Raw genomic sequence first — 20,135 nt, 5'->3', positions numbered from 1 at the left:
TAAGGGGGGATAACCATGACCCTGATTGAGGAAAGTGTAAAGTTGATCCTTCAGCATCAAGGGAGTACGGGGGCGTATCTCGCTTCACCCGCATTTATTCACTATCAATATGCATGGCTCCGCGATGGAACATTTACGGCCTACGCGATGAACCGTACCGGCAACCATGAGAGCGCCCGCAAGTTTTACCAATGGTGCGATGATGTGATCCGAAAGCATGAGGCAAAGGCAAGAGCAGCCATTTCGGCAGTAAAAAAAGGATTAGACAAAAATGATGCGGGGAACGACCGCTATTTGCATACGCGCTATACAGCGGACGGAGAAGAAGTAGCAGGCGAATGGGGCAGCTTTCAGCTCGATGGCTACGGGACATGGCTGTGGGGGCTGGCTGAGCATGTGCGGATGAGTGGGGAGCATGACTTGATTCACGAGCTGAAGCCATCTATTGAACTGACGATTGACTATGTAGTGGCGTGCTGGCAGCTCCCTAACTTTGATTGCTGGGAAGAGGGAGGAGACCGAATCCACCCAGTAACGCTAGGAGCTATTTATGCCGGGATCAAGGCGATGGAGCCTTATTTGTCCGACCGAGCTTTCGAACTCGCTCAGCAAGGAGAGACCATTCGCCAATTCATACGCGAGCATGGCACAGCCAACAGGCGATTGATAAAGTCCGTTGGGGATCATTCGGTGGATGCGAGTCTTCTCTGGCTGGCCCTGCCGTATGGGATCGTCGACGTGGATGATCCGCTCATGATCCGAACCGTGCAGGCCATAGAAGAGGAGCTGCGAGCAGGATACGGCGTGCATCGCTACCCGACCGATACGTATTATGGCGGGGGGCAGTGGCTGCTATTATCTGCGTGGTTGGGCTGGTATTACGTGAAAACGGGCAGGCGTGAAGAAGCGGAAAAGATAGCAGCGTGGATTGTTTCCCAGCGGCAAGCGAGCGGACTGCCTGAACAAGTGCAGGAGCATTTGCTTTCTCCGGCTCATTATGAGAGGTGGGTGGAGAGGGCAGGCCATCCTGCTGTGCCGCTCCTTTGGTCGCATGCGATGTTTCTCGTGTTGGCGGCAGAGCTCGGCATGCAGTACTAGCCAGGAAGAGAGTCTTCCTGGCTTTTCTTATTACTGACATCGATTGACACCATTTGTTGCTATGCTCATCTCAGGACCGAACAGAGTGGCGTTCAAACGGGATAAAAATGACACAGGGCATGAAGCTCTTTATGCAGCCAGCCGATTAGCTCAGCAGGCTCGTCTACTGTCGCTTCCCTTCCCAGACCGAGTACAAACCGGGCTACCCAATCGATTTCGGAGGGAGCGACAGTGTCGATAATGAAACCGGAACCATCTGCCAGAAGCGTAATCTGATTGCCGAATTGATGGTGGCTTTCGGCTAGTTTGCAGCCTTTTCTCGTCAAACGAATTCGCAGGGGAAGCTGCTCTAGTTCTTCATACTGCGAGACATGCGGATCAGGGACGAAGGTAGGGGTATCCACAATCGTCATGGCTTGGATGCGGTCAACGCGCAGTTTGACCGTGCATCCCCTGAGAAAGCAGAAGCATTTGCAGTACCAGTAGCCATCGAAGGCGTACAAATAATCGGGCTGAATGATGCGGGTGCTTCGTCGATTCAGGGAGTCGTACGCAATTTCCACAGCTTGTTGGGAAAGAGCAGCATCCAAGAGAGGTCGCAAAAAGGGCGCTTCCACACTTCTGCTCGGGTTCGTCACCCGCAGTTTTTTGCGTAGCTGCTCTACTCTCATCAAAGCGTCTGTTGGAAGACTCGAGAGCAGCTTGGCGATCACAGATAGGGTTTCTTTTGCAAATGGCTTGTCCGTGTAGGAGAGAAGAGCTTCATACGACAAAATCAGAGCAACGGCTTCCTCTGTCGTGAGAGCAAGGGGCGCTAGCTGATGGGATCGAATCAGCCTGTAACCGCCGCCAGGACCGGGGGAAGCTTGCAAGGGCGCACCAGCCTCGCTGAGCAAGTGCAAGTCACGCAGCATCGTTCGTTTGGACACAGACAACGTATTGGCTAAATCGCCCACGGTAAAGGTTTTTCCTGTGTGGAAAAGTGCAAGCAGTTCTAGTAAACGACCTGTTCGGTTCATATGTATTCCTCGCTTTAGCTAAAACGAATAAAAGGGTGAGTCAAAGTGAAATCAGTGATGATTTATCAGCAGGGGACGAGGTTACATGTGTTAGAAGGCGCACGAAATGGTGAAACGATTCTGTTCTTGCACCCCCAAGGCGGGACCTCATCTATCTGGAACGACATGTTACCTTATTTTTCAGAGGATTTCCACATCATTTGTATGGATTTGCGTGGGCATGGCCAATCGGAGCATGCGGCTACTGGCTACGATATCGGTACGCAATGTGAGGATATACGGGCAGTACTCGATCATGCTGGGGTAGATAGAGCGCATCTGATTGGCAATTCTCTCGGCGGAGATTTCGCCACCTTTTTTGCAGCGAGGTACCCTGACCGTGTGCGATCACTGATTAATCTGGATTCAGGCATGATTGATTTTGTGGGCCCAAATGGCGAGCGGGAAGGATCAAAAGCTGAAATTTTGGAGCAGTATCGCAAGCGTGCAGTGCCAGCGTTCCAGTATCGAGAGGAGTTTGCGTCATACGCGAGGCAGCATTGGTATCCGTGGGACCCGTATTACGAAAAATGGTTTCAGCATGTGACGATCTACCCTCTGTCTGATGGGCTGATCACATACCAGATACCGACTACGATTAACCTTCAAATCATGGAGACAGTCTGTGATTTGCACTATGAAGATGCCTACGCACAAATGAGATGCCCGGTTCTGTTTCTCCCGGCGGAGACTGAGCCAAAGCTCGATGTGAAGCTCTCTCTCATCCAAAAAGTTACGAGGCATCCGCAAAGCAAAACGGTAGTCATTCCAAACGCCAAGCACTTGATGCCGATCGATGCGCCAATAGCGACAAGCATGGAAATACTGGCGTTTCTAAAAGGCTTGGTGCTTGACAGTCCTTCTGGATAACCGCGGCTTCATCGTTGCGAGCAGGACACCGACAAGCGTCACAACGCCACCAGCCATCGTCACAAGCGTAGGACCTTCACCCAGCCACATCCAGGCAATCAAAAAAGCGAGCACTGGCGTCATATAAAGGGAGGTAGTAGCCTCTGAGGTACCGACGACAGAAGTCACATAGGCGAGGGACAAATAAGCAACAACGCTAGGGAAAATCCCCAAATACACAATACTGAGTGTCACATCCCATGGCGCTTGGGCTATCGCTGTGCCAAGCCCGGGCAAAAAGAAGAGCATACATAAGGTACCTGCCCACAAGGTGTAGGCGGTAAATGCGAAAACGCCGTATTTTTCTACGAATGGCTTCTGAAACGCAAAGTAAATGCTTTCGCTAATGGCTGCTAATAAAATCAAGAATATTCCGTCTGATATAGACAGGGTCTCCCCTGTGCCAATCGTGCAGATGGAGACTCCGAGAAAACTGATCAGTGCACCTAGCCAGCCTCTTACCCCGAAATGCTCCCGGAAAAATAGGAGAGCGAGGAGAGCGGAAAAGATAGGCGTAGTCGTGACCAAGAGGCTGGCTACACCTGCACTTACAGTCATCTCCCCGTAGTTGAGCGCTGTATGATAAACGGCGAAACCCAAGCCCCCAAGCATAAAGATAGCTGGGACATCCTTTAACTCTGGCAGACGGATACGGAAAAAGAGTGCGAGTATCCCGAGAAAAAGAGAGCCGATAAGAAAGCGAAGCAGCGAGAGATGCTCCGGCGAGTAAGCTTGCAGCCCAACGCGAATACCAGCAAAGGCCGAGGCCCATAACAAAATGCTGATAGCATGTGCAGCGAAAATACGACTTCTGACATGATGCAACAAGATAACTTCCCTCCTTTGAATGAAAAAACCAACCACCTATTCACTGTTTCTTCTTTCTTTTCTATGGTAATCAAGAAGTGGTAAAATATCTGCAACCACTCGGCTATCAAAAAAACCAACCACTTTTACCTATTAAGATGAGGAAGATGAAGGGGATCGATCAGGTTGCACAGAGAGAAACGGTTGCCGAAATATCGGAAAATTATTGATTTTATCAAAGGAAAAATTTCGACAGGAGAATGGCCGATTGGCAGCAAAATCCCCAGCCAACGCGACTTGGCACAATCGTTCGAAGTCAATCGGAGCACGGTCATTGCAGCATTGGAGGAATTGACCGCAGACGGGTTGATCGAGGGAAAGCTGGGGATGGGCACTGTCGTCGTCAACAACACCTGGACGCTGTTGGCTACGACACGACCTCCGGATTGGAGTGAGTACGTCAGATCTGGATTGCACAAGCCAAGCATGACGGCGGTTCAAGAAATCAATACGCGTGAATTCCAGGCAGACCTGATTCAGTTGAGCAAAGGAGAGCTCTCCCCAGACATGTTTCCAGTCGAAGCGATGAAGCAAGTCATGGAGCGAGTGACGAGGAACCTAAGCGGATTTGGATATGAAGAGCCGAGAGGGTACCTTCCCCTGCGCCAAGCGGTCAGTGATTATGTCGGACGACAAGGAATTACAGCTTCGCCGTCTTCTGTCTTAATCGTGTCTGGTGCATTGCAGGCACTCCAATTAATTTCGGTTGGGTTATTGCATCGAGGTTCAACCGTGTTTTTGGAACAGCCTTCGTATCTCAATTCTTTGCATGTGTTCCAGTCGGCGGGGATGGAGCTTGCGGGATTGCCGATGGATCGTCAGGGGATGATTGCGCAGGCGATCTATGCGAGGCGAAAACAGGAGCAAGGGGCGATTCTGTACACCAATCCGTGCTTTCATAATCCAACAGGCATCCTGATGACAGAGAAACGCCGGCTGGAGCTGCTGCGTGTATGTGAAGAAGAGCGTCTGCCTGTTATCGAGGATGACATTTACCGCGAGCTGTGGACGAATGAGCCTCCACCTCTGCCGCTCAAGGCAAGAGATAAACATGGACATGTCCTGTACATCGGGAGCCTGTCCAAGACACTGACTCCCGGCTTGCGGATTGGATGGGTAGTGGGGCCAGAGCCAGTCATCGAACGCCTGGCCGATATCAAGATGCAGACGGATTACGGGGTTAGCTCGCTATCGCAACGTGTGGCGGAGGAGTGGCTGGCGAGTGGCTTGTATGAGAGGCATATGCACAAGGTCAGAGAGCAGCTAATTACGAGACGAGCGGCTGCCATCCGGGCACTTACGAAGCACATGAGTGAACACGCGACGTGGGAAGTGCCTGCTGGAGGATTTTTCATCTGGCTGAAAATGAACGGAAAGCTCTCGATGATGGAGCTCTTTACAGCAGCCAAACGCCAGGGCATTCTGCTGAATCCGGGCAAGATTTACGGGGAGACGCAAGAAGGATATGTCCGGCTGTCGTATGGGTACTCGTCGATCGCCGATTTTGAATCTGGTATCGAAAGACTGGGTCAAATCGTCCGCGATAGTATATAAAAGCAGAGGAAAGATGGAGGTGGAAGTAAATGGGGTATATAGAAATAACAAAAAAGAATATAGAAACGGAGCACATATGCTGTGCATTAGGTGCAAAACAATACGAACATGAAGTAGCCGAGAAGAAGAAGTGGCTGACAGAGCGAATGGATGAAGGATTGGTGTTTTATCGCTTAGATGAGCGGGCAAAAGTGTTTATTGAATACTTGCCTGCGGAAATGGCCTGGGTTCCAATTGAAGCGCCCAATTATATGTATATCAACTGCTTGTGGGTGTCTGGCAGATATAAAGAGAACGGGTATGCGAAACAATTGTTGCATCATTGCAAGGAGGATGCTATCAAACGTGGCATGGACGGAATCGTTCATATCGTAGGGAAGAACAAGTACCCGTATTTGAGTGAGAGACGTTTTTTTGAACATATGGGGTTTGAGCTGGCAGATCAAGCAGAACCGTATTTTCAATTAGTGGCATGGAAATGGAATGAACAAGCTGCTATACCGTCCTTGAAGAAAACAGGAACAACTTCTTCAAAGGAGAATGGCGTCACCATTTATTACACAGCACAGTGTCCATTTGCTGTTGGTGTTTTGGAAGAATTGAGAAAAGTAGCGGAAGCGAAAAGTGTTCCCTTTCATTCGTACAAGCTGACAACGAGGGAAGCAGCACAGAACGCGCCTGTCATATGGACGACCTTTGGCTTGTTTTATCAGGGTGAATTTATTACACATGAAATCATGAGTGCCAACAAATTTGAAAAATGGCTAACAGAGCTTCTCGCACACCAAAAGCCCCGCCAATCCCAATAGGCGAGGGCTTTGTTCGTGGGGCTACTTGCTCGTTGGCGTGAAGTCCATGCCTTTTACATATTGCTGGCTATGAACGGCGAACTCTGCCGTGAGTGGGGAGATCGACTGCCAGTTGCGCACCGCGAGCACCACTTCCCTTGTAATAGGGGGCGACAGAGGGATCGCGACGACTTTGGGGATGACAGGTGGCATGTACAGCTCAGGCATGATGGTGACGCCGATATACTCCTGCACCATGGTCAAAATCGTATACACCTCACGTACTTCAAACGTTACCGTTGGGGTAATGTGATTCTCTTGCAGCATTTTTCGGATGCAGCCATCCTTTGGCATGATAAAACAACGCTCCGCAATTTCGGAAAAACGAAGGGTCTGACTGTCTTTCAGTGGATGGGTATCTGGTAAAATGACCATCATTTCGTCTTGCAAGAGCGGCAACGTTTGCATTTCCTTATCAGGCATAACGGTAAAGGCAATGTCGACAACTAAGCTGTGCAGCCAGTTGCTAATTTCATCACTATCGCCTTCCAAAAGCAGGATGTCCACGGCCGGAAACCGCTTGCGAAAGCTACCCAAAAGTCCAGGTAAAAAGCGGGAGGCGACGCTGGGGATCGAGGCAATACGCAGGGTACCGGACGAAATCCCGCGGGCCACGTTTGCTTCCTCCGTCATGCAGGATGTGATGTTCAAAATGTCGCGAGCGTGCGCAAGCATTCGCTCTCCGATGCTCGTCGGAGTGATCCCGCTGCGACTTCGTTGAAAAAGACTGACACCGAGCTCTTTTTCCAGGGACTGAATCATTTGCGAGACGGCGGATTGCGTAAAGCCGATTTCTTCTGCTGCCCGCGTGAAGCTTCCAGCTTTTGCTGCGGCGACAAACACTTGCAGTTGGGTAAGCGTCATGTCTCCTGGTTCCTTTTCATTAGTTTTTTCTTATGAAAAATATTATAAATCATTGTTTTACTAATGGAAAAGAGCTTCGTATAGTAAAAGGCATCACCAGTAAGAAAATACGAGGAGGAACATAGATGCATCCCGAATGGCAGCGAATTGCAAATGAATTTATCGAGGCGACCTCTTACCGAGTGGGCGAGCTGGAAAAAGGCTGGGCCTCTCGTTACGATTTTTCCAAAAGACCTGCGACGTATTTGCGTTATGAAGAGGTATTTGCCCGCGTTGATTTAGGCAAGCCACAGTTTCCAGCGTCCGTCGATTTGTGGGAGGTCCTCGCTAATCGAAGATCCAAGCGTAATTTCTTGAAGCAGTCAATGACGCTTAACGAATTGAATCTCCTACTGTGGGGTACACAGGGCATCACAGATGATATGGGTGACTATCAATTACGCACGACGCCGTCTGCCGGTGCCCTGTATCCGATTGAGACGTATCTGATGATTAACAACGTGGAGGGACTGGAGAAAGGCCTGTATCATCTGGATGTACAGAATTGGTGCTTGGAAGGATTGAAGAGAGAAGACACGTCCGAGATCGCCTATCTGTTCACGGAAGAGCAAGAGGTAACGAGACGGGCTGCTGTCAATTTCGTTTGGACAGCGATGGTGGATCGCACGAAAGACAAATACAAAGAACGTGCGTACCGCTATATCTGGTGGGATTCCGGGCACGTGTCGCAGAACCTGCATTTGGTAGCAAACGGACTGGGGCTTGGGGTAACGACAATTGGTCACTGGATGGATCATGACATGAACGAATATTTAGGCATCGATGGCAAGTCCCATTTGTCTATTTTGATGGCATCCGTGGGCAAAATTGCAGGTGGGCATTGGCTGACGGATCGTCGACCGGAATAAGCAGCAAAAAAGGATGGGCATAAGAAGCCGCATCCTTTTTTTATTCATGATGGTGTGCCAAGTGCGATGTCGTGTGCAGAAAGTGTATCGCGGAGAACGGTCGCCATGAGCTGGTAGCCGAGGACATGCGGATGAAGTCCGTCGTCAGCCAATTCCTTGCGCAGTGTGATACCATCTGCGTCCGTCATGCGGGAGTGGTAATCGACATAGAGACAGTCTGTTTGTTCAGCAATCGCTTGAAAACGTTCATTGATCGTGATGACGAGTTGGTTTCGCTCATAGTTGCGTGCGTATCGGTCCATGCATGTAGGCAAAAGGGAACAAAGAATGGGCTGAATGCCTTGCTCGAGAGCCGCATGCACCATTGCTTCTACATCACGGGTCACCTGCTGGTTAATCTCTTGAGGTGTCAGTCGGTCGGAAGGCAAGAATGTATCCAACGCCCACGTATTGTTAATCCCGATCATGATCACCACGTAACGTGGCTTCAATTGAAGGACATCTGCGGCAAAACGTCTGCGGGCCTGTTCGGTTGTGTCACCGCCGATTCCACGATTCACGATGGTCTGACCCGACCGACCAAAAAAGGTAGCGAGATCCCACCAATGCGTGATGGAATCGCCGAAAAAAACAAAATCGACGGGCTGCTGGTGGAAGAGCAGCGCTTCATTATGAAAGTCAAATTCGTTGCGTCGTCTGTCTGCTGGCGCATCGATACTGAAAAATCCGGGCTTTATGAGAGCTGGGCGCTGTTCGTCCAAGCTACATCCCTCCTCGTCCAAAAGTTTACCATATCCCTGTAAGCGTGGTGTGCAGTTTCGTTTACTTCTTACTTGATTTTGCCGAGTGTACACGATAACATATGTTCTGAATAAGATTGATAACCATTATCAAAGTGTGGGAGTCTAAGAGAAGAGGGTGACCGTTGTGTCCATTGCCAAAATCATTCGAGAGCGCCGCTCTATTAAAAAAGACTATAAACCAGATACTGTGTCCGAAGAACTTGTTTTGGAGCTATTGAATGACGCTGTGTACGCGCCGAACCATGGTATTCGTGAGCCTTGGAGATTTCTGTTTGTATCTTCAGAGAAAAAAGAAGCGTTTGTAGAGAAGTTGATCACCTGCTATCCCCCAGAAGCCCATCAGGCGCGCCGAGACATGTACAACCAACCGGCAGCCTATTTGGTCGTCATCATGAAAGAAGATCCGCGCCAAAAACAATGGGAAGAAGATTTCAGTGCGACGGCAGCTCTCATTCAAAACTTCCAGTTGCTCGCATGGGAGCGTGGATTAGGCGTAGTCTGGAAAACGAACGCGCACAACTGGGATCCGAAGGCACACGTCATCTTGGGTGTTACGCCAGGAGAGAAAATCGTTGGTTTCCTGCACCTCGGTTTTTTCGATCAGGAAAATGTACCAGCAGCACGCACACGCACATCTGCTGAAGAAAAGTTCACTCGGTTCGAATAAATGGAAAAAAACGAGACCAATCTGAGGTCTCGTTTTTTCGTGATAACTGGACAACTTCCTGCTACACTAGTGCTTGATTATGTTTACGTAACTTGAAATATGCGATTAGGGTGTATGACATGAGGGTTTTTTGGACGTTACAAAACCAAGAAGTGTGGGAATTGGCTCGAGAACGGGGTTTTTTACAAGGGGACCGAAAACATGCGATGTTCCCTAAGGAATACGAATGGATGATTCATCAGATGAAAAAGAGAGTAGCGAAGTATAGGGGAGAATACCCGATTTGGTTATGGGTGGATAAACCTGATTTGAGGCGTACAGGCTATTTTGAAAGTGGAGTCCAGTTCGTTCGAATCAAAGTGGAATTGGATGAACAAGACGTTTTACTCTCTGACTATGATGAGTGGCATATGGTATTAAATAATGACTTCTTAGCTAACAGTGAACAGGAATATGAAGAATATCATCAAGGAAAAGGTACGATTTCAAAAGAGGAAAGCTGGGAGCGTATCTTTGCCTGGAATAGAAAGCGAGATTCCAGTTGGGACGCCTATGAGGATAGAGAATTGCAAGGAACAACGGGGAAAATAGACATAGCGAATGTCAAAAGTGTCGAGTACTTTCTTGCAAGGTAAATGTTGCTCACGCTCGAGGCACACGGTTGGGGAAGAAAAAACGAGACCATTCACAGGTCTCGTTTTTTTGCAATTACTTTGCTGCTGCTTCCTGCGCTACGACTTTTACCATGCTTGAAATGATCCCCAGATGGATGGACTCGTGCATGACGGCAAAGTTAAAGACTTCTCCAACCGTCGTAAACTGGAAGGGACCCATTGTAATGGGGGCTGGCAATGCTGCCTCTAGCTCGTCAGGGGTGACGGAGGCCAACCGTTCAAGCTGTACGGACAAGTAGTAAATCAGCTCATCTATCGAGGGTGGTGCAGTCGTCCAGTCAGAAGGCTTCGTTCCCGTCTGAAAAAGAGTAGCGTAGGAAGCGGGCAGGTCAGATTGGTAAGGCAAGCCGATGGACAGAAAATGCTGAAAACAAAAGACGATATGCCCGATATTCCAGCGAAGTGTATTTGAAAAAGCGGGGGATTGCACATCCAATAGCTCCTCAGGAATCAACGGAATCTGTTGCAGGCCAATTTGACGAACGGATGTGGCTGTAGTGATCATGCTTTGAGACATGAGACAAACCTCCCTATCATTTTCCTATGATTGACAGCGATCTTACCGTCAACTAAAGTGTACGTCGTAGGGGAAATCGCAACAATCATGCTTTTCCGATTAGAATGATTAGTAAAAATGATAATGGGCACAAGAGGTGAAGCAATGGAGCTCAGGCAATTGGAGTATTTTATGGCAATATGTGAGGAAATGCATTTTTCCCGGGCCTCAGAAAAGCTGTGTACCTCGCAGTCCAATCTCAGTCAGCAAATCAAGTTTTTAGAGAATGAGCTGGGTGTCCCGCTGTTTGACCGCTTAGGCAAGCGAATCACGCTGACAGAAGCAGGAAAGGTATTGCTGGAACAGAGTCGGCATGTTTTTTCCCATATCGACTACGCACGCGAAGCGATTGCTGCCATGAAAAACAACGAAGGGGGCACGCTCACGATCGGTGTCCTGCCTGGCGATGCCGATTTGTTGTTTGATGCTCTTCTTGTAGAATTCCACCGCTTGTATCCAAAAACATCCTTATCCGTCATTGAGTCTACAAGAATAGTGGAGCAAATCACATCCGGCGAGATTGATTTGGGCGTGACTGTGTTACCTGAGCCGGATGAGAGAATCACTGTCATTCCGCTATTTCACGAAGAGTTCGCGCTTGCGGTTCATACCGCACATCCACTTGCCAAGGAAAAGGCAATCAAGTTTGAGCAGCTTCAAGATGTGAAAACGGTGATGTTTCCGTCGGATCATCAAGCGAGACAGCTCATCAATCGCTATTGCATGCAGGAAGGCTTTCGCTTGCAGCCTCATATCGAAACGACCACACTCCTGTCCCTATTGACTCTAGTGAAAAAGGGGATCGGGGGCTGTATTCTGCCTAGCTTATTGCTGCAAAACATAAACGACGACGAGATTGCGATCATCAACCTCTTGCATCCGACACCCAGCCAAGATATCTGTTTGGTTTATCGCAGAGACAAATATATGGGGTTTGCCGCTCGTACCTTCATCGATACGCTACAAGCGTATATTCAATCGGCCATCGACAACACTCATGCTCCCAACACGAATAAAAATCGCTCGTAAGATTTTCCTTTCCTTGGTAAAATGCATATCATTACGAACCACGATCTGGTCGATGGGAGGAAGTTCACATGCATCCAAAAAAAGTCCCCCGTTAATCCCGAGGTCCTCCATTCATGTATTTGTGTCAGCTACCCCAAAATAGATCAAGGGAGATGTACGTAAATGAACATGAATGGACCTGTAAAAATATCTCGAAGTGAACGATTTCAAACCTGCCAAGAAATTGCTGCGAGATTACATGAAGTGTACAAAGAAAAAGTTCTCGCCATTGGGGTGTACGGCTCTATTTCTCGAGGGACAGACGGCCCTTATTCGGATATCGAGATGTTTTGTGTATTAGAAGAATCAGGGGAAGAAATAGAATTTAGCTACGAATGGTCAGCGGGACCTTGGAAGGCTGAAGTAAATGTGTGCAGTGCAGATGTTTTGCTGAACACTGCCGCTACTGTCGAAGATGATTGGCCGCTGACACATGGCCCATTCTTTACTCCACTGAGTCTGTACGATCCGAAGGACTTTTTTGAAACGCTCAAAAAAGCAGCAGAATCACCAGCGCAGGAAGAGTTCACAGAGGGAATCAACGGTATTCTCGTAGGGGAAATGTACGAGTTTATTGGCAAGTTGCGAAACGTAAATCTAAACGGCCCACATACCTATCTGCCCTACTTGGCTATGGAGTTTGCCCAATACGGTGCGATGTTGATCGGGCTGCACAACCGAAAGCTTTACTCGACAGGGGCCAAGGTTTTGCCGGAAGCGATGGAATTGCCGCATCGTCCGGCTGGATTCGATCAGGTAGCCAGATTGGTGATGGCGGGGGATCTGACTGATCCAGCAAAAATCGTTAGCGCTTGCGAATTATTCTGGGATGGTCTCCAAGAGTGGGCTGCCCAGCATCAGTATGTGATTCATTCAGAGCGAATCCCTTTTTAATCGATAAAAAACAAACGAGACCCCTTGTACGAGGGGTCTCGACTTACCAAGAAAGCCTTGCTTCCTAGCGAGGCTTTTATTTTTGGGGCTTACTCCACTTTGCCGCTCAGATGCTCATGAATGAGCTTCCATTCCCCTGTCTCTGTTTTCGTAAAAATATTCGTAGCTCTGCCACTTCCCGTGACGAATTCCCCGTTGTAATAGCCTTGATATTGATACGTATATACACAGCTAGCGGAACTTTGATCGACAGCAATCCACTGGACATCCGTAGCCGCATAGACTTCATCCTTGATCAGATGCCATGCATTTTCAAAGTAAGCGCGGATCTCACTCATGGATGTACAAGTCTTGTCGGAAAACCAGTAAATGGCATTCGGATGAAGCACCTTTTCTACATTGGCAAAGTCATGTGTATTGGTAGCGTCAATATATTGCGCTAACGCCTGTTTATAGCCTTCCACAAATGATCCCTCTCTCCGCTAAAAATGGTCTATTTATCCATATATTATAGGTTTACGGCAAAGAAAAAAAGCCCGCCCGATGTAGAAGGGGGCTATTCGGGCGGAAATGGAGGACGTAATGTCCATCGTAGGGTCTGACACATTCATGATAGTTGTCTGATGTTAAGGAAGAGTAGAGAGAACATGAAGCATTTGTTAATTTTAGGTTTTGTATAAATGCGGAGGGCAAGCACCCGTTTTTTTCTTTTTAATCACTGGGATAGACAGGCATCCATACAGGAGAGATGCGGTCGTCATAAGCTGAATGGAGTACCGATCCTTGCCAGCAGATCGGTGCTTCCATCTGATTTCAATGAGAGGAGAGGTAAATGATGGGTTGCAATCGCGATGGTTTCGGCTTTTTTGGTGGCGGGTTCATTTGGATTCTCATTATTATTTTCCTAGTGATTTGCTTCATTGATGATTAAGGCACTATTGCAAAGAAAAGACTCTGTGCTCTTATACAAGAGACAGAGTCTTTTTTCTGGTTCTTACTTCAAATGCTGCAAAAATTGACGTGTGCGTTCCTCACGCGGCTTTGCGAACAAATGGGACGGTGTATCTCGCTCCACGATGACGCCTTGGTCCATGAAAATAACCTCGTCGGCAACTTCCCGGGCGAACCCCATCTCGTGCGTGACGACGATCATCGTCATCCCTTCCTGGGCAAGCTCCTTCATCACCCTCAACACTTCGCCAACGAGCTCCGGGTCGAGAGCGGAGGTAGGCTCGTCAAATAGCATGACTTGCGGGTCCATCGCCAGTGCCCGAGCAATCCCTACACGCTGCTGTTGTCCACCAGACAACTGTGCAGGATAATGGTCCAGCTTGTCACCAAGACCTACTTTTGTCAGGAGAGCAGCGGCTTTCGCACGTGCTTTTTCTTTGTCTACTTTTTTGACAGTGACGGGTCCCTCCATCACATTTTCAAGGGCTGTCATGTGCGGGAACAGATTGTAGTTTTGAAACACCATCCCGGTCTGCTTTCGCAGCTTCGGAATACTCGTTCTCTCTACTTTTTTGGAAAAGTCCAGCTTGACGTCGCCGATTTGGACGCTACCGCTGGTCGGAACCTCAAGTGCATTCAGGCAGCGAAGCAAGGTTGTTTTCCCGGAGCCAGAAGGACCGATGATAACGACTACCTTTCCTTTTTCCACCGAGAGAGAAATGCCTTTGAGTACATGTAAGGTATTGAATTGTTTATGCACATCCGTGATCGTAATCATGCGTTTTCACCTGCTTTTTAGACATAACGGTCCAGCTTGTTTTCGATGCGATCCTGGATAATAGAGAGTATGAAGCAAATCACCCAGTAGATAAGGGCTGCTTCCGCATAGACGAGCAGCGGCTCATATGTCGCAGCGACGACTTCTTGGGCTTTGCGGAACATCTCTGGTACCAGAACGACCGAAGCCAGCGAAGTATCCTTGACCAAACTAATAAACGAGTTGGACAAAGGAGGAATGGAGACGCGAGCTGCCTGAGGGAGCACGACTCTGCGCAGTGCTTGCCAGTAGGTCATCCCCATGGAGTAGGCTGCTTCCCATTGCCCTTTGTGAATGGACAAGATCGCGGCACGTACCACCTCGGAGGAATAGGCACCGATGCTGAGAGAGAAGCCGATGATTGCCGACGGTATCGGATCGATCATCAAGCCGATGCTCGGCAAGCCATAAAAAATGATGAATAATTGGACCAATAAAGGAGTACCGCGAATGATCGATACATAAAAGCGGGCGATGGCAATCAGCGGCTTTATGCCGGATAGACGTGCCAGCGCAGTGAGAACCGCAATGATCAGACCAATGAAAAAGGACGCGATGGCGATTGTCAAAGAATAGAGCAAGGCTCCTTTCAACAGAGGAAGAAAGGAGCTTTGCGCGATATCGATCCATCGGTTCAGGCGTTCTGGGTTTTCAAAGAAGCTACTTAGAGACATCTGCACCAAACCATTTCTCTGATATTTTTGCGAGGGTACCATCTTTCGTCATGTCGTCCAGTGCTTTGTTGAATGCATCAACCAGCTCTGTGCTACCCTTGCGGAAGAGGAAACCGTTTTTCGCTACGTTCGGATCTTTTGCGATAATTTTGATAGGAACATCAGGCTTTTGCTTCATGAAGTCCAACAGGGAAATCCCGTCGTTGATCGTAATGTCTACACGCTTGGAAACAAGCAAATCGATCGCTTGGTTAAAGCCTTCCACACCGACGATTTCCGCTCCGTTTTTCTTCGCGATATCTGTGAGGTTGCTCGTCAATGTTTGGGCTGCTTTCAGACCTTTGATATCCTCGAAGCCTTTTACGGTCGTGTTGTCTTTATGGGTGACAAGGACCGCTGTGGATACGGTGTATGGATTGGAGAAATCGTATTTTTCCTCACGATCAGGGCGAATGCCTACCTGATTCGCTACGACATCAAAGCGCTTGGAGTCGAGTCCAGCAAACATCGCATCCCATTGTGTTTCTTGAAAAACAGGCTCTACTCCGATGCGCTTCGCTACCTCTGTCACGACCTCCACATCATAGCCCGTCAGCTTGCCAGACTGATCGTGGAACGTAAACGGCGCATACGTGCCCTCGGTTCCAATCAGAATTTTTCCGTCGGCTTTTACTTTTTCCAACAAGTTTTGTTCTTTTTTCTCTTCTGTTGGGGCAGGAGTGGCACTATTTTGCGGTGGTTGTCCCGTTGAAGACGACCCGCAGCCTGCCAATGCGACTAACAGAGTGGAAGCGAGAAGGGAAAAAAATAGTTTTTTCATAAATTAACCCCCACTAAACCGATGTGAATTTGAATAGGAACATACTAAAAGGGACAGACAATTTTGTCAATGACTAAGAATTACTTCGTGATATCTTCGCCGAACCATTTGACGGAAATCTTGGAAAGGGTGCCGTCCTGCTGCATCTCATCGAGCACCTTATTAATCGCGTCAGTCAGTTCTGTGCTTCCTTTACGGAACATAAAACCGGTTGGTTGGCCCTCTGCATTTTTCGCCACGACTTTGATGGGCGTATCAGGCTTTTGTTTCAGGAAATCAAGTACTGACAAATTATCGTTGAGCACAACGTCCACGCGTTTTTGTGCAATCAGGTCAATGGCTTGATTGAAATTGTCTACACCGACGATTTCTGCCTCATTGGCGCGTGCGAGGTCAGCGTAGTTGCTGGTCATGGATTGTCCGGCTTTTAACCCTTTGATATCCTTGAAGTCTTTGACGGTGTCATTGTCCTTGTGAGTCACCAAAACCGCACGGGAAATCGTATATGGCTTGGAGAAATCGTACTTTTCCTGACGATCAGGACGGATTCCTACTTGATTGGCAATGACGTCAAAGCGCTTAGAGTCGAGTCCCGCAAACATGGCATCCCACTGGGTTTCCTGGAACACAGGCTCTACACCGAGCCGCTTGGCAACTTCCGTGATAACCTCCACATCATAGCCGGTCAATTTGCCCGACTGATCATGGTACGTAAACGGAGAGTATGTACCTTCCGTACCAATGACGAGTTTTTTCTCGGCTTTCACTTTTTCTAGCAAATTTTGCGAAGCTGCTTGATCAGCAGGCGGATTCGTAGGATTCGGCTGAGAAGGAGAACCAGAAGTGCCGCAGCCAGCCATTCCCAGTAGCAGGCAAGATAGTAAGGTAGACAGAATGACTTTTTTCATGTTGTAATCCCCTTTATGTTAATCGGATTTCATGGATTCATAGTAGTGGTCGTTCATGCCTTTGTCAATCTTTAAATTGTTAAATCCTATTTGATTACTTTGAATTGGAGGGGACAAGGTTCTATGTAGCTGCCGTGGGGAGAAGAATATTTCCAGTCTAGGCTCCAGGCTCCGTCCTGCTGGGGGCTGAGACTGTCCGCTCCGAAGCGATTAGCGGGGAAACGCAAAAGTGGTAGCAGCTTCGTCGTGTGGGCACGCCTAAGTTTCTTTTGCCCGCTAATCGCTTCTCCGCTCGGTAGGACTCCACAAGTCGCTACGTCTGGAAATATTCTTCTCTGTCGTAACTAATGACATTCCTTCATTCTTTCAAAGCTTTAAAAAGCGGGATAAGCACGGAAAGCGCTTAGAGGAAACAGGAGAAAACAGCGAAGATCTTTGGTACACCGACCGAGACGGAATGCAAAAAGCGAAACACGCTCTTAAGCGTCCACCTCTGAAAAGGCATCCTGGAATGACCACTTTGGACGCGGTTTCGCTTTTTGCATGGAGTCGGGCAGTGAATCCCCCAGCGGGTGGGACAAGAAGCTGAGCGTTTTCTCCTGTTTCCTCCCCACCACTACAGAACGTTTACACTTTTTATCTCTTTTAAGGATTCTCCATTCATACGGTGGCTATGTGCATGGAACGAAACTTGCCGCAGAAGTAGTGGTTGAGGTTCCTCGTCAAGAAGCGTACAATTAGTACGAATTGAAAGGCCTACAAGCAATTACGTGCTTGTTCTTCATAGGAGAGCGCACCGATAAAAGGAGTCAATCAACATGTTAAATGACTGGCGTATGTATACAGATGGAAGTGGAATGGAGCAAAAGCATGTAGCTTGGCATGAAGTGCTGAAGGAAATCGCTCAATTGGACGGAGTAACGCGGACGTTGGTACACGCAGCGTATGGAGACCATGTGGATTTGGTCGTAGCAGGCGGGAACAACGGTAAAGTATTAGTGCAATGGAAAGAACATGAGCCGGTTGAGCAGCACTTTGTACTTGCGGCAGACAAGCAATCGGCGGTAATGTCCACGCTCGTCATCGAGGGTAGTGAAGTTGCCTTTCCCCTTTCCTGGTGCGTTCCGCTTGAGCAAGTTGTTCCTTTGTGCGGAGATTTGCTACGAACATGTGAAAAAGGGGAGCCGACCGAACTCGAATGGCTTCCGGTAGAAATGTAGGCAGGAGGGCAGCATGGAACTACAAACGTTGCAGCAGTCCATCCTCATCATGGCCGTCATCATTGGGATCGGTAGCTTAATCGGCTACCGGCAACCCTTGACTGCGGACTCCCGCCAACTCGTCATCACGATTATTGTAAATGTTGCCATGCCGTGCATTATTTTAGACGGGATCTTTCAGACAACCATTGATCAACAAATTTTATACCAAATTTTTGCAATATTCTTCATTTCAATTATCCTAAACTGCCTGGGCATTTTCATCGGCTGGTTAGGTGCGCGTGCCCTTCCGCTTCCGGTGAAAAAACGTCGGGAGATTGCGCTCTTGTCCGGCTTGGGGAATACAGGCTTCATCGGTTTACCGCTTTGTGCGGCATTGTTTGGACCAAAAGGGGCGCTCTTGGCCGCTATTTTCGACGCAGGCGTGGATGTTGTGCTATGGACCGTTGGTGTGATGATGCTCCAGGAAAAAGGAAGCTTCTCCTTAAAAGGGCTCAAGACACTCATTAACATCCCGATGATTGCAATCGTTTTTGGACTCGGTTCTGCCATCATCGGGTTTGTGCCACCTGAGCCTGTGAAGCAACTGTTTGGAACGCTGTCCAAGCTCGCTTCTCCGTTAGCCATGATGTACATTGGTATGCTCTTGCCTATGTTTTTGCGCAATAAACCGCAAGTGTCATTAAAGCTTTTGAGTATGCCACTCACGTTTAAATTAGTTGTTTTTCCGCTGATGACGGCTTTTCTTTTGTCCGTTTTTTCAATCGACAGCGATATTGTCAGCGTTTCCCTTGTGCAAGTAGCAATGCCCACCCTGACATTGGCCTCGATCTTATTCGGGCGCTACGCGGCAGATGAGGAGATGGGTGCCATGACGACGGTTTGTTCTACCTTGCTGGCGCTCTTGTCCATCCCGGTTGTTCTGGTCATGGGAAATTGGCTCTTGCACTAATCTCTCGCCAATCTCAGTCATAGTGAAACGAATCAGAGGTAACCTATGTCTAACAAGTAAAGAATGACGAAAATGATGATCAGGGATGGAGGAACAACAATGAAAGGCAAATCGATTTTGGCAGTTGCATTGACACTTCAGATGTTGGCAGCTTACCCTGTGCAGGCGGCAGGGGCTAGCACAGCACAAACAGCGACAACTGCGATCATGGTAAACGGAGAGCAATCTACCTTGGCAAAAGCACCGATTCTCGTCCAGCAGCGTACATATGTCTCTGCCGAGGATGCGAGCCGGATTTTAGAAGGCACTTGGAAACAAGACGCAACGAATGGAGAAATGAAGCTGGCAAAAGGTACGCTGACGTTTCAACTGGCTTCAGGCAAAGTAGCGTTGAATGGCAAGTCGCTGCAAGATGGGCAGGGCGCAATCGTGCGTGACAAGCAAGTGTATTTGCCGTTGAGATGGATGGCAGAGCAGGCCGGACATCAAATCACGTGGAATGCCGAGAAAAAGGCGGTGGAAATTGTGATGGCCGGAGAAGAGAGTGGCTTTACGCTTGTTGATGCCGATAAGTTGACGGAACAGGAACGTACATTTATTGACTCGGTAAAAGAACAGCAAGGCATTCACAAGCAGGGAGATCTTTATGTCATCGCACGCGGGTCCTCGCCGAATCCTGGCTACGGACTGCAAGTAACCAAAGTCGAGCAGAGCTGGGAGCAGCTTTTTGTGTATGTCAAACAAACGCTGCCTGATCCGGGTAGAATGTACCCGCAAGTGATTTCCTATCCGTACTTGGCGGCAAAAGTGAAGCTGCCACCTTACACGACGATTGTCTTCCTGGATGCTGAGACGAAGAAGCCACTGTTTGCCACAGATGGCAACGGAAGTCGATAAGAAAATCGGGCAAACGGAGTACAGGGTCTGCTATAGCAGGCCCTCTTGTTTTTGTGTGACTCCTGATGTAAGATATGGTTGTGATTTCCTATCCCTTGAGAAATGGAGGTGTGTGTACGTGTCCGGAA

Annotated in this window: 22 protein-coding genes; 12 read left to right on the top strand and 10 right to left on the bottom strand. The window is 48.6% G+C overall.

Annotation, left to right across the window (positions count from 1 at the left end; translation table 11 throughout):
- The first annotated feature begins 15 nt into the window (after window positions 1–15).
- Window positions 16–1,098: a glycoside hydrolase family 15 protein gene (locus HPY27_RS22345; RefSeq protein WP_174225989.1), complete on the top strand. Its 1,083-nt coding sequence runs from the start codon at window positions 16–18 to the stop codon at window positions 1,096–1,098.
- Between the two features lie 92 nt (window positions 1,099–1,190).
- Here HPY27_RS22345 and HPY27_RS22340 read toward each other — a convergent pair whose 3' ends face one another.
- Entirely contained in the window at window positions 1,191–2,117 is a 927-nt protein-coding gene (locus HPY27_RS22340) for a helix-turn-helix transcriptional regulator (protein ID WP_174225988.1), read from the bottom strand.
- 45 nt (window positions 2,118–2,162) lie between these two features.
- Here HPY27_RS22340 and HPY27_RS22335 point away from each other — a divergent pair, with 45 nt between their 5' ends.
- A complete protein-coding gene (locus HPY27_RS22335; protein WP_174225987.1) occupies window positions 2,163–3,026 on the top strand; it encodes an alpha/beta fold hydrolase in 864 nt (287 codons plus the stop codon).
- Here HPY27_RS22335 and HPY27_RS22330 read toward each other — a convergent pair.
- Window positions 2,991–3,893, bottom strand: coding sequence for a DMT family transporter (locus HPY27_RS22330; RefSeq protein WP_174225986.1), 903 nt, complete (start codon window positions 3,891–3,893; stop codon window positions 2,991–2,993). The genes HPY27_RS22335 and HPY27_RS22330 overlap by 36 nt on opposite strands.
- 165 nt (window positions 3,894–4,058) lie before the next feature.
- Here HPY27_RS22330 and HPY27_RS22325 point away from each other — a divergent pair, with 165 nt between their 5' ends.
- Window positions 4,059–5,486: an aminotransferase-like domain-containing protein gene (locus HPY27_RS22325; RefSeq protein WP_174225985.1), complete on the top strand. Its 1,428-nt coding sequence runs from the start codon at window positions 4,059–4,061 to the stop codon at window positions 5,484–5,486.
- 29 nt (window positions 5,487–5,515) lie between these two features.
- Window positions 5,516–6,295, top strand: a complete 780-nt coding sequence (locus HPY27_RS22320) for a GNAT family N-acetyltransferase (protein WP_017250619.1) — start codon at window positions 5,516–5,518, stop codon at window positions 6,293–6,295.
- Between the two features lie 21 nt (window positions 6,296–6,316).
- Here HPY27_RS22320 and HPY27_RS22315 read toward each other — a convergent pair whose 3' ends face one another.
- Complete coding sequence (locus tag HPY27_RS22315) at window positions 6,317–7,198, bottom strand: LysR family transcriptional regulator (protein ID WP_174225984.1); 882 nt, start codon at window positions 7,196–7,198, stop codon at window positions 6,317–6,319.
- Between the two features lie 125 nt (window positions 7,199–7,323).
- Between HPY27_RS22315 and HPY27_RS22310 the strand changes: the two genes are divergently transcribed.
- Entirely contained in the window at window positions 7,324–8,106 is a 783-nt protein-coding gene (locus HPY27_RS22310; protein ID WP_173623766.1) for a SagB/ThcOx family dehydrogenase, read from the top strand.
- A gap of 44 nt (window positions 8,107–8,150) precedes the next feature.
- On the opposite strand, the gene HPY27_RS22305 is transcribed toward HPY27_RS22310, so the two are convergent.
- Window positions 8,151–8,867 (bottom strand): GDSL-type esterase/lipase family protein, encoded by a 717-nt coding sequence (locus HPY27_RS22305; protein WP_173623765.1) that lies wholly within the window; start codon window positions 8,865–8,867, stop codon window positions 8,151–8,153.
- Window positions 8,868–9,024: 157 nt separating this feature from the next.
- Here HPY27_RS22305 and HPY27_RS22300 point away from each other — a divergent pair, with 157 nt between their 5' ends.
- The gene (locus tag HPY27_RS22300) at window positions 9,025–9,576 is read left to right on the top strand and encodes a nitroreductase family protein (protein WP_174225983.1); all 552 of its coding nucleotides are present in this window, start codon (window positions 9,025–9,027) and stop codon (window positions 9,574–9,576) included.
- A gap of 119 nt (window positions 9,577–9,695) precedes the next feature.
- A complete protein-coding gene (locus HPY27_RS22295; protein ID WP_017250614.1) occupies window positions 9,696–10,211 on the top strand; it encodes a DUF3841 domain-containing protein in 516 nt (171 codons plus the stop codon).
- Between the two features lie 73 nt (window positions 10,212–10,284).
- On the opposite strand, the gene HPY27_RS22290 is transcribed toward HPY27_RS22295, so the two are convergent.
- Window positions 10,285–10,767 (bottom strand): DinB family protein, encoded by a 483-nt coding sequence (locus tag HPY27_RS22290; protein ID WP_017250613.1) that lies wholly within the window; start codon window positions 10,765–10,767, stop codon window positions 10,285–10,287.
- 144 nt (window positions 10,768–10,911) lie between these two features.
- On the opposite strand from HPY27_RS22290, the gene HPY27_RS22285 reads away from it, so the two are divergent.
- Window positions 10,912–11,835 (top strand): LysR family transcriptional regulator, encoded by a 924-nt coding sequence (locus HPY27_RS22285; protein WP_174225982.1) that lies wholly within the window; start codon window positions 10,912–10,914, stop codon window positions 11,833–11,835.
- A gap of 162 nt (window positions 11,836–11,997) precedes the next feature.
- A complete protein-coding gene (locus tag HPY27_RS22280; protein WP_174225981.1) occupies window positions 11,998–12,768 on the top strand; it encodes an ANT(4')-I family aminoglycoside nucleotidyltransferase in 771 nt (256 codons plus the stop codon).
- 89 nt (window positions 12,769–12,857) lie between these two features.
- Here the strand turns inward: HPY27_RS22280 and HPY27_RS22275 are convergent, their stop codons facing one another.
- The 5 genes from HPY27_RS22275 to HPY27_RS22255 all read right to left on the bottom strand — a co-directional run bounded on the left by HPY27_RS22275 (window position 12,858) and on the right by HPY27_RS22255 (window position 16,938).
- Window positions 12,858–13,232, bottom strand: a complete 375-nt coding sequence (locus HPY27_RS22275; protein WP_174225980.1) for a YybH family protein — start codon at window positions 13,230–13,232, stop codon at window positions 12,858–12,860.
- Between the two features lie 530 nt (window positions 13,233–13,762).
- The gene (locus HPY27_RS22270) at window positions 13,763–14,497 is read right to left on the bottom strand and encodes an amino acid ABC transporter ATP-binding protein (protein WP_017250608.1); all 735 of its coding nucleotides are present in this window, start codon (window positions 14,495–14,497) and stop codon (window positions 13,763–13,765) included.
- A gap of 17 nt (window positions 14,498–14,514) precedes the next feature.
- Complete coding sequence (locus tag HPY27_RS22265; protein WP_174225979.1) at window positions 14,515–15,210, bottom strand: amino acid ABC transporter permease; 696 nt, start codon at window positions 15,208–15,210, stop codon at window positions 14,515–14,517.
- Window positions 15,197–16,030, bottom strand: coding sequence for an amino acid ABC transporter substrate-binding protein (locus HPY27_RS22260; RefSeq protein WP_017250606.1), 834 nt, complete (start codon window positions 16,028–16,030; stop codon window positions 15,197–15,199). The genes HPY27_RS22265 and HPY27_RS22260 overlap by 14 nt, the downstream gene beginning before the upstream one ends.
- A gap of 80 nt (window positions 16,031–16,110) precedes the next feature.
- A complete protein-coding gene (locus HPY27_RS22255) occupies window positions 16,111–16,938 on the bottom strand; it encodes an amino acid ABC transporter substrate-binding protein (RefSeq protein WP_174225978.1) in 828 nt (275 codons plus the stop codon).
- 818 nt (window positions 16,939–17,756) lie between these two features.
- Between HPY27_RS22255 and HPY27_RS22250 the strand changes: the two genes are divergently transcribed.
- The 3 genes from HPY27_RS22250 (at window position 17,757) to HPY27_RS22240 (ending at window position 20,007) form a co-directional block, all read left to right on the top strand.
- Complete coding sequence (locus HPY27_RS22250; protein ID WP_017250604.1) at window positions 17,757–18,158, top strand: hypothetical protein; 402 nt, start codon at window positions 17,757–17,759, stop codon at window positions 18,156–18,158.
- Window positions 18,159–18,171: 13 nt separating this feature from the next.
- The gene (locus tag HPY27_RS22245; protein WP_069847811.1) at window positions 18,172–19,110 is read left to right on the top strand and encodes an AEC family transporter; all 939 of its coding nucleotides are present in this window, start codon (window positions 18,172–18,174) and stop codon (window positions 19,108–19,110) included.
- Window positions 19,111–19,209: 99 nt separating this feature from the next.
- Window positions 19,210–20,007, top strand: a complete 798-nt coding sequence (locus HPY27_RS22240; RefSeq protein ID WP_017250602.1) for a stalk domain-containing protein — start codon at window positions 19,210–19,212, stop codon at window positions 20,005–20,007.
- The last annotated feature ends 128 nt before the right edge of the window (window positions 20,008–20,135 follow it).

The organism is Brevibacillus sp. HB1.1, assembly GCF_013332445.1.
Lineage (GTDB): Bacteria > Bacillota > Bacilli > Brevibacillales > Brevibacillaceae > Brevibacillus > Brevibacillus porteri.
This window is presented reverse-complemented; position numbering and strand designations above follow the sequence as displayed.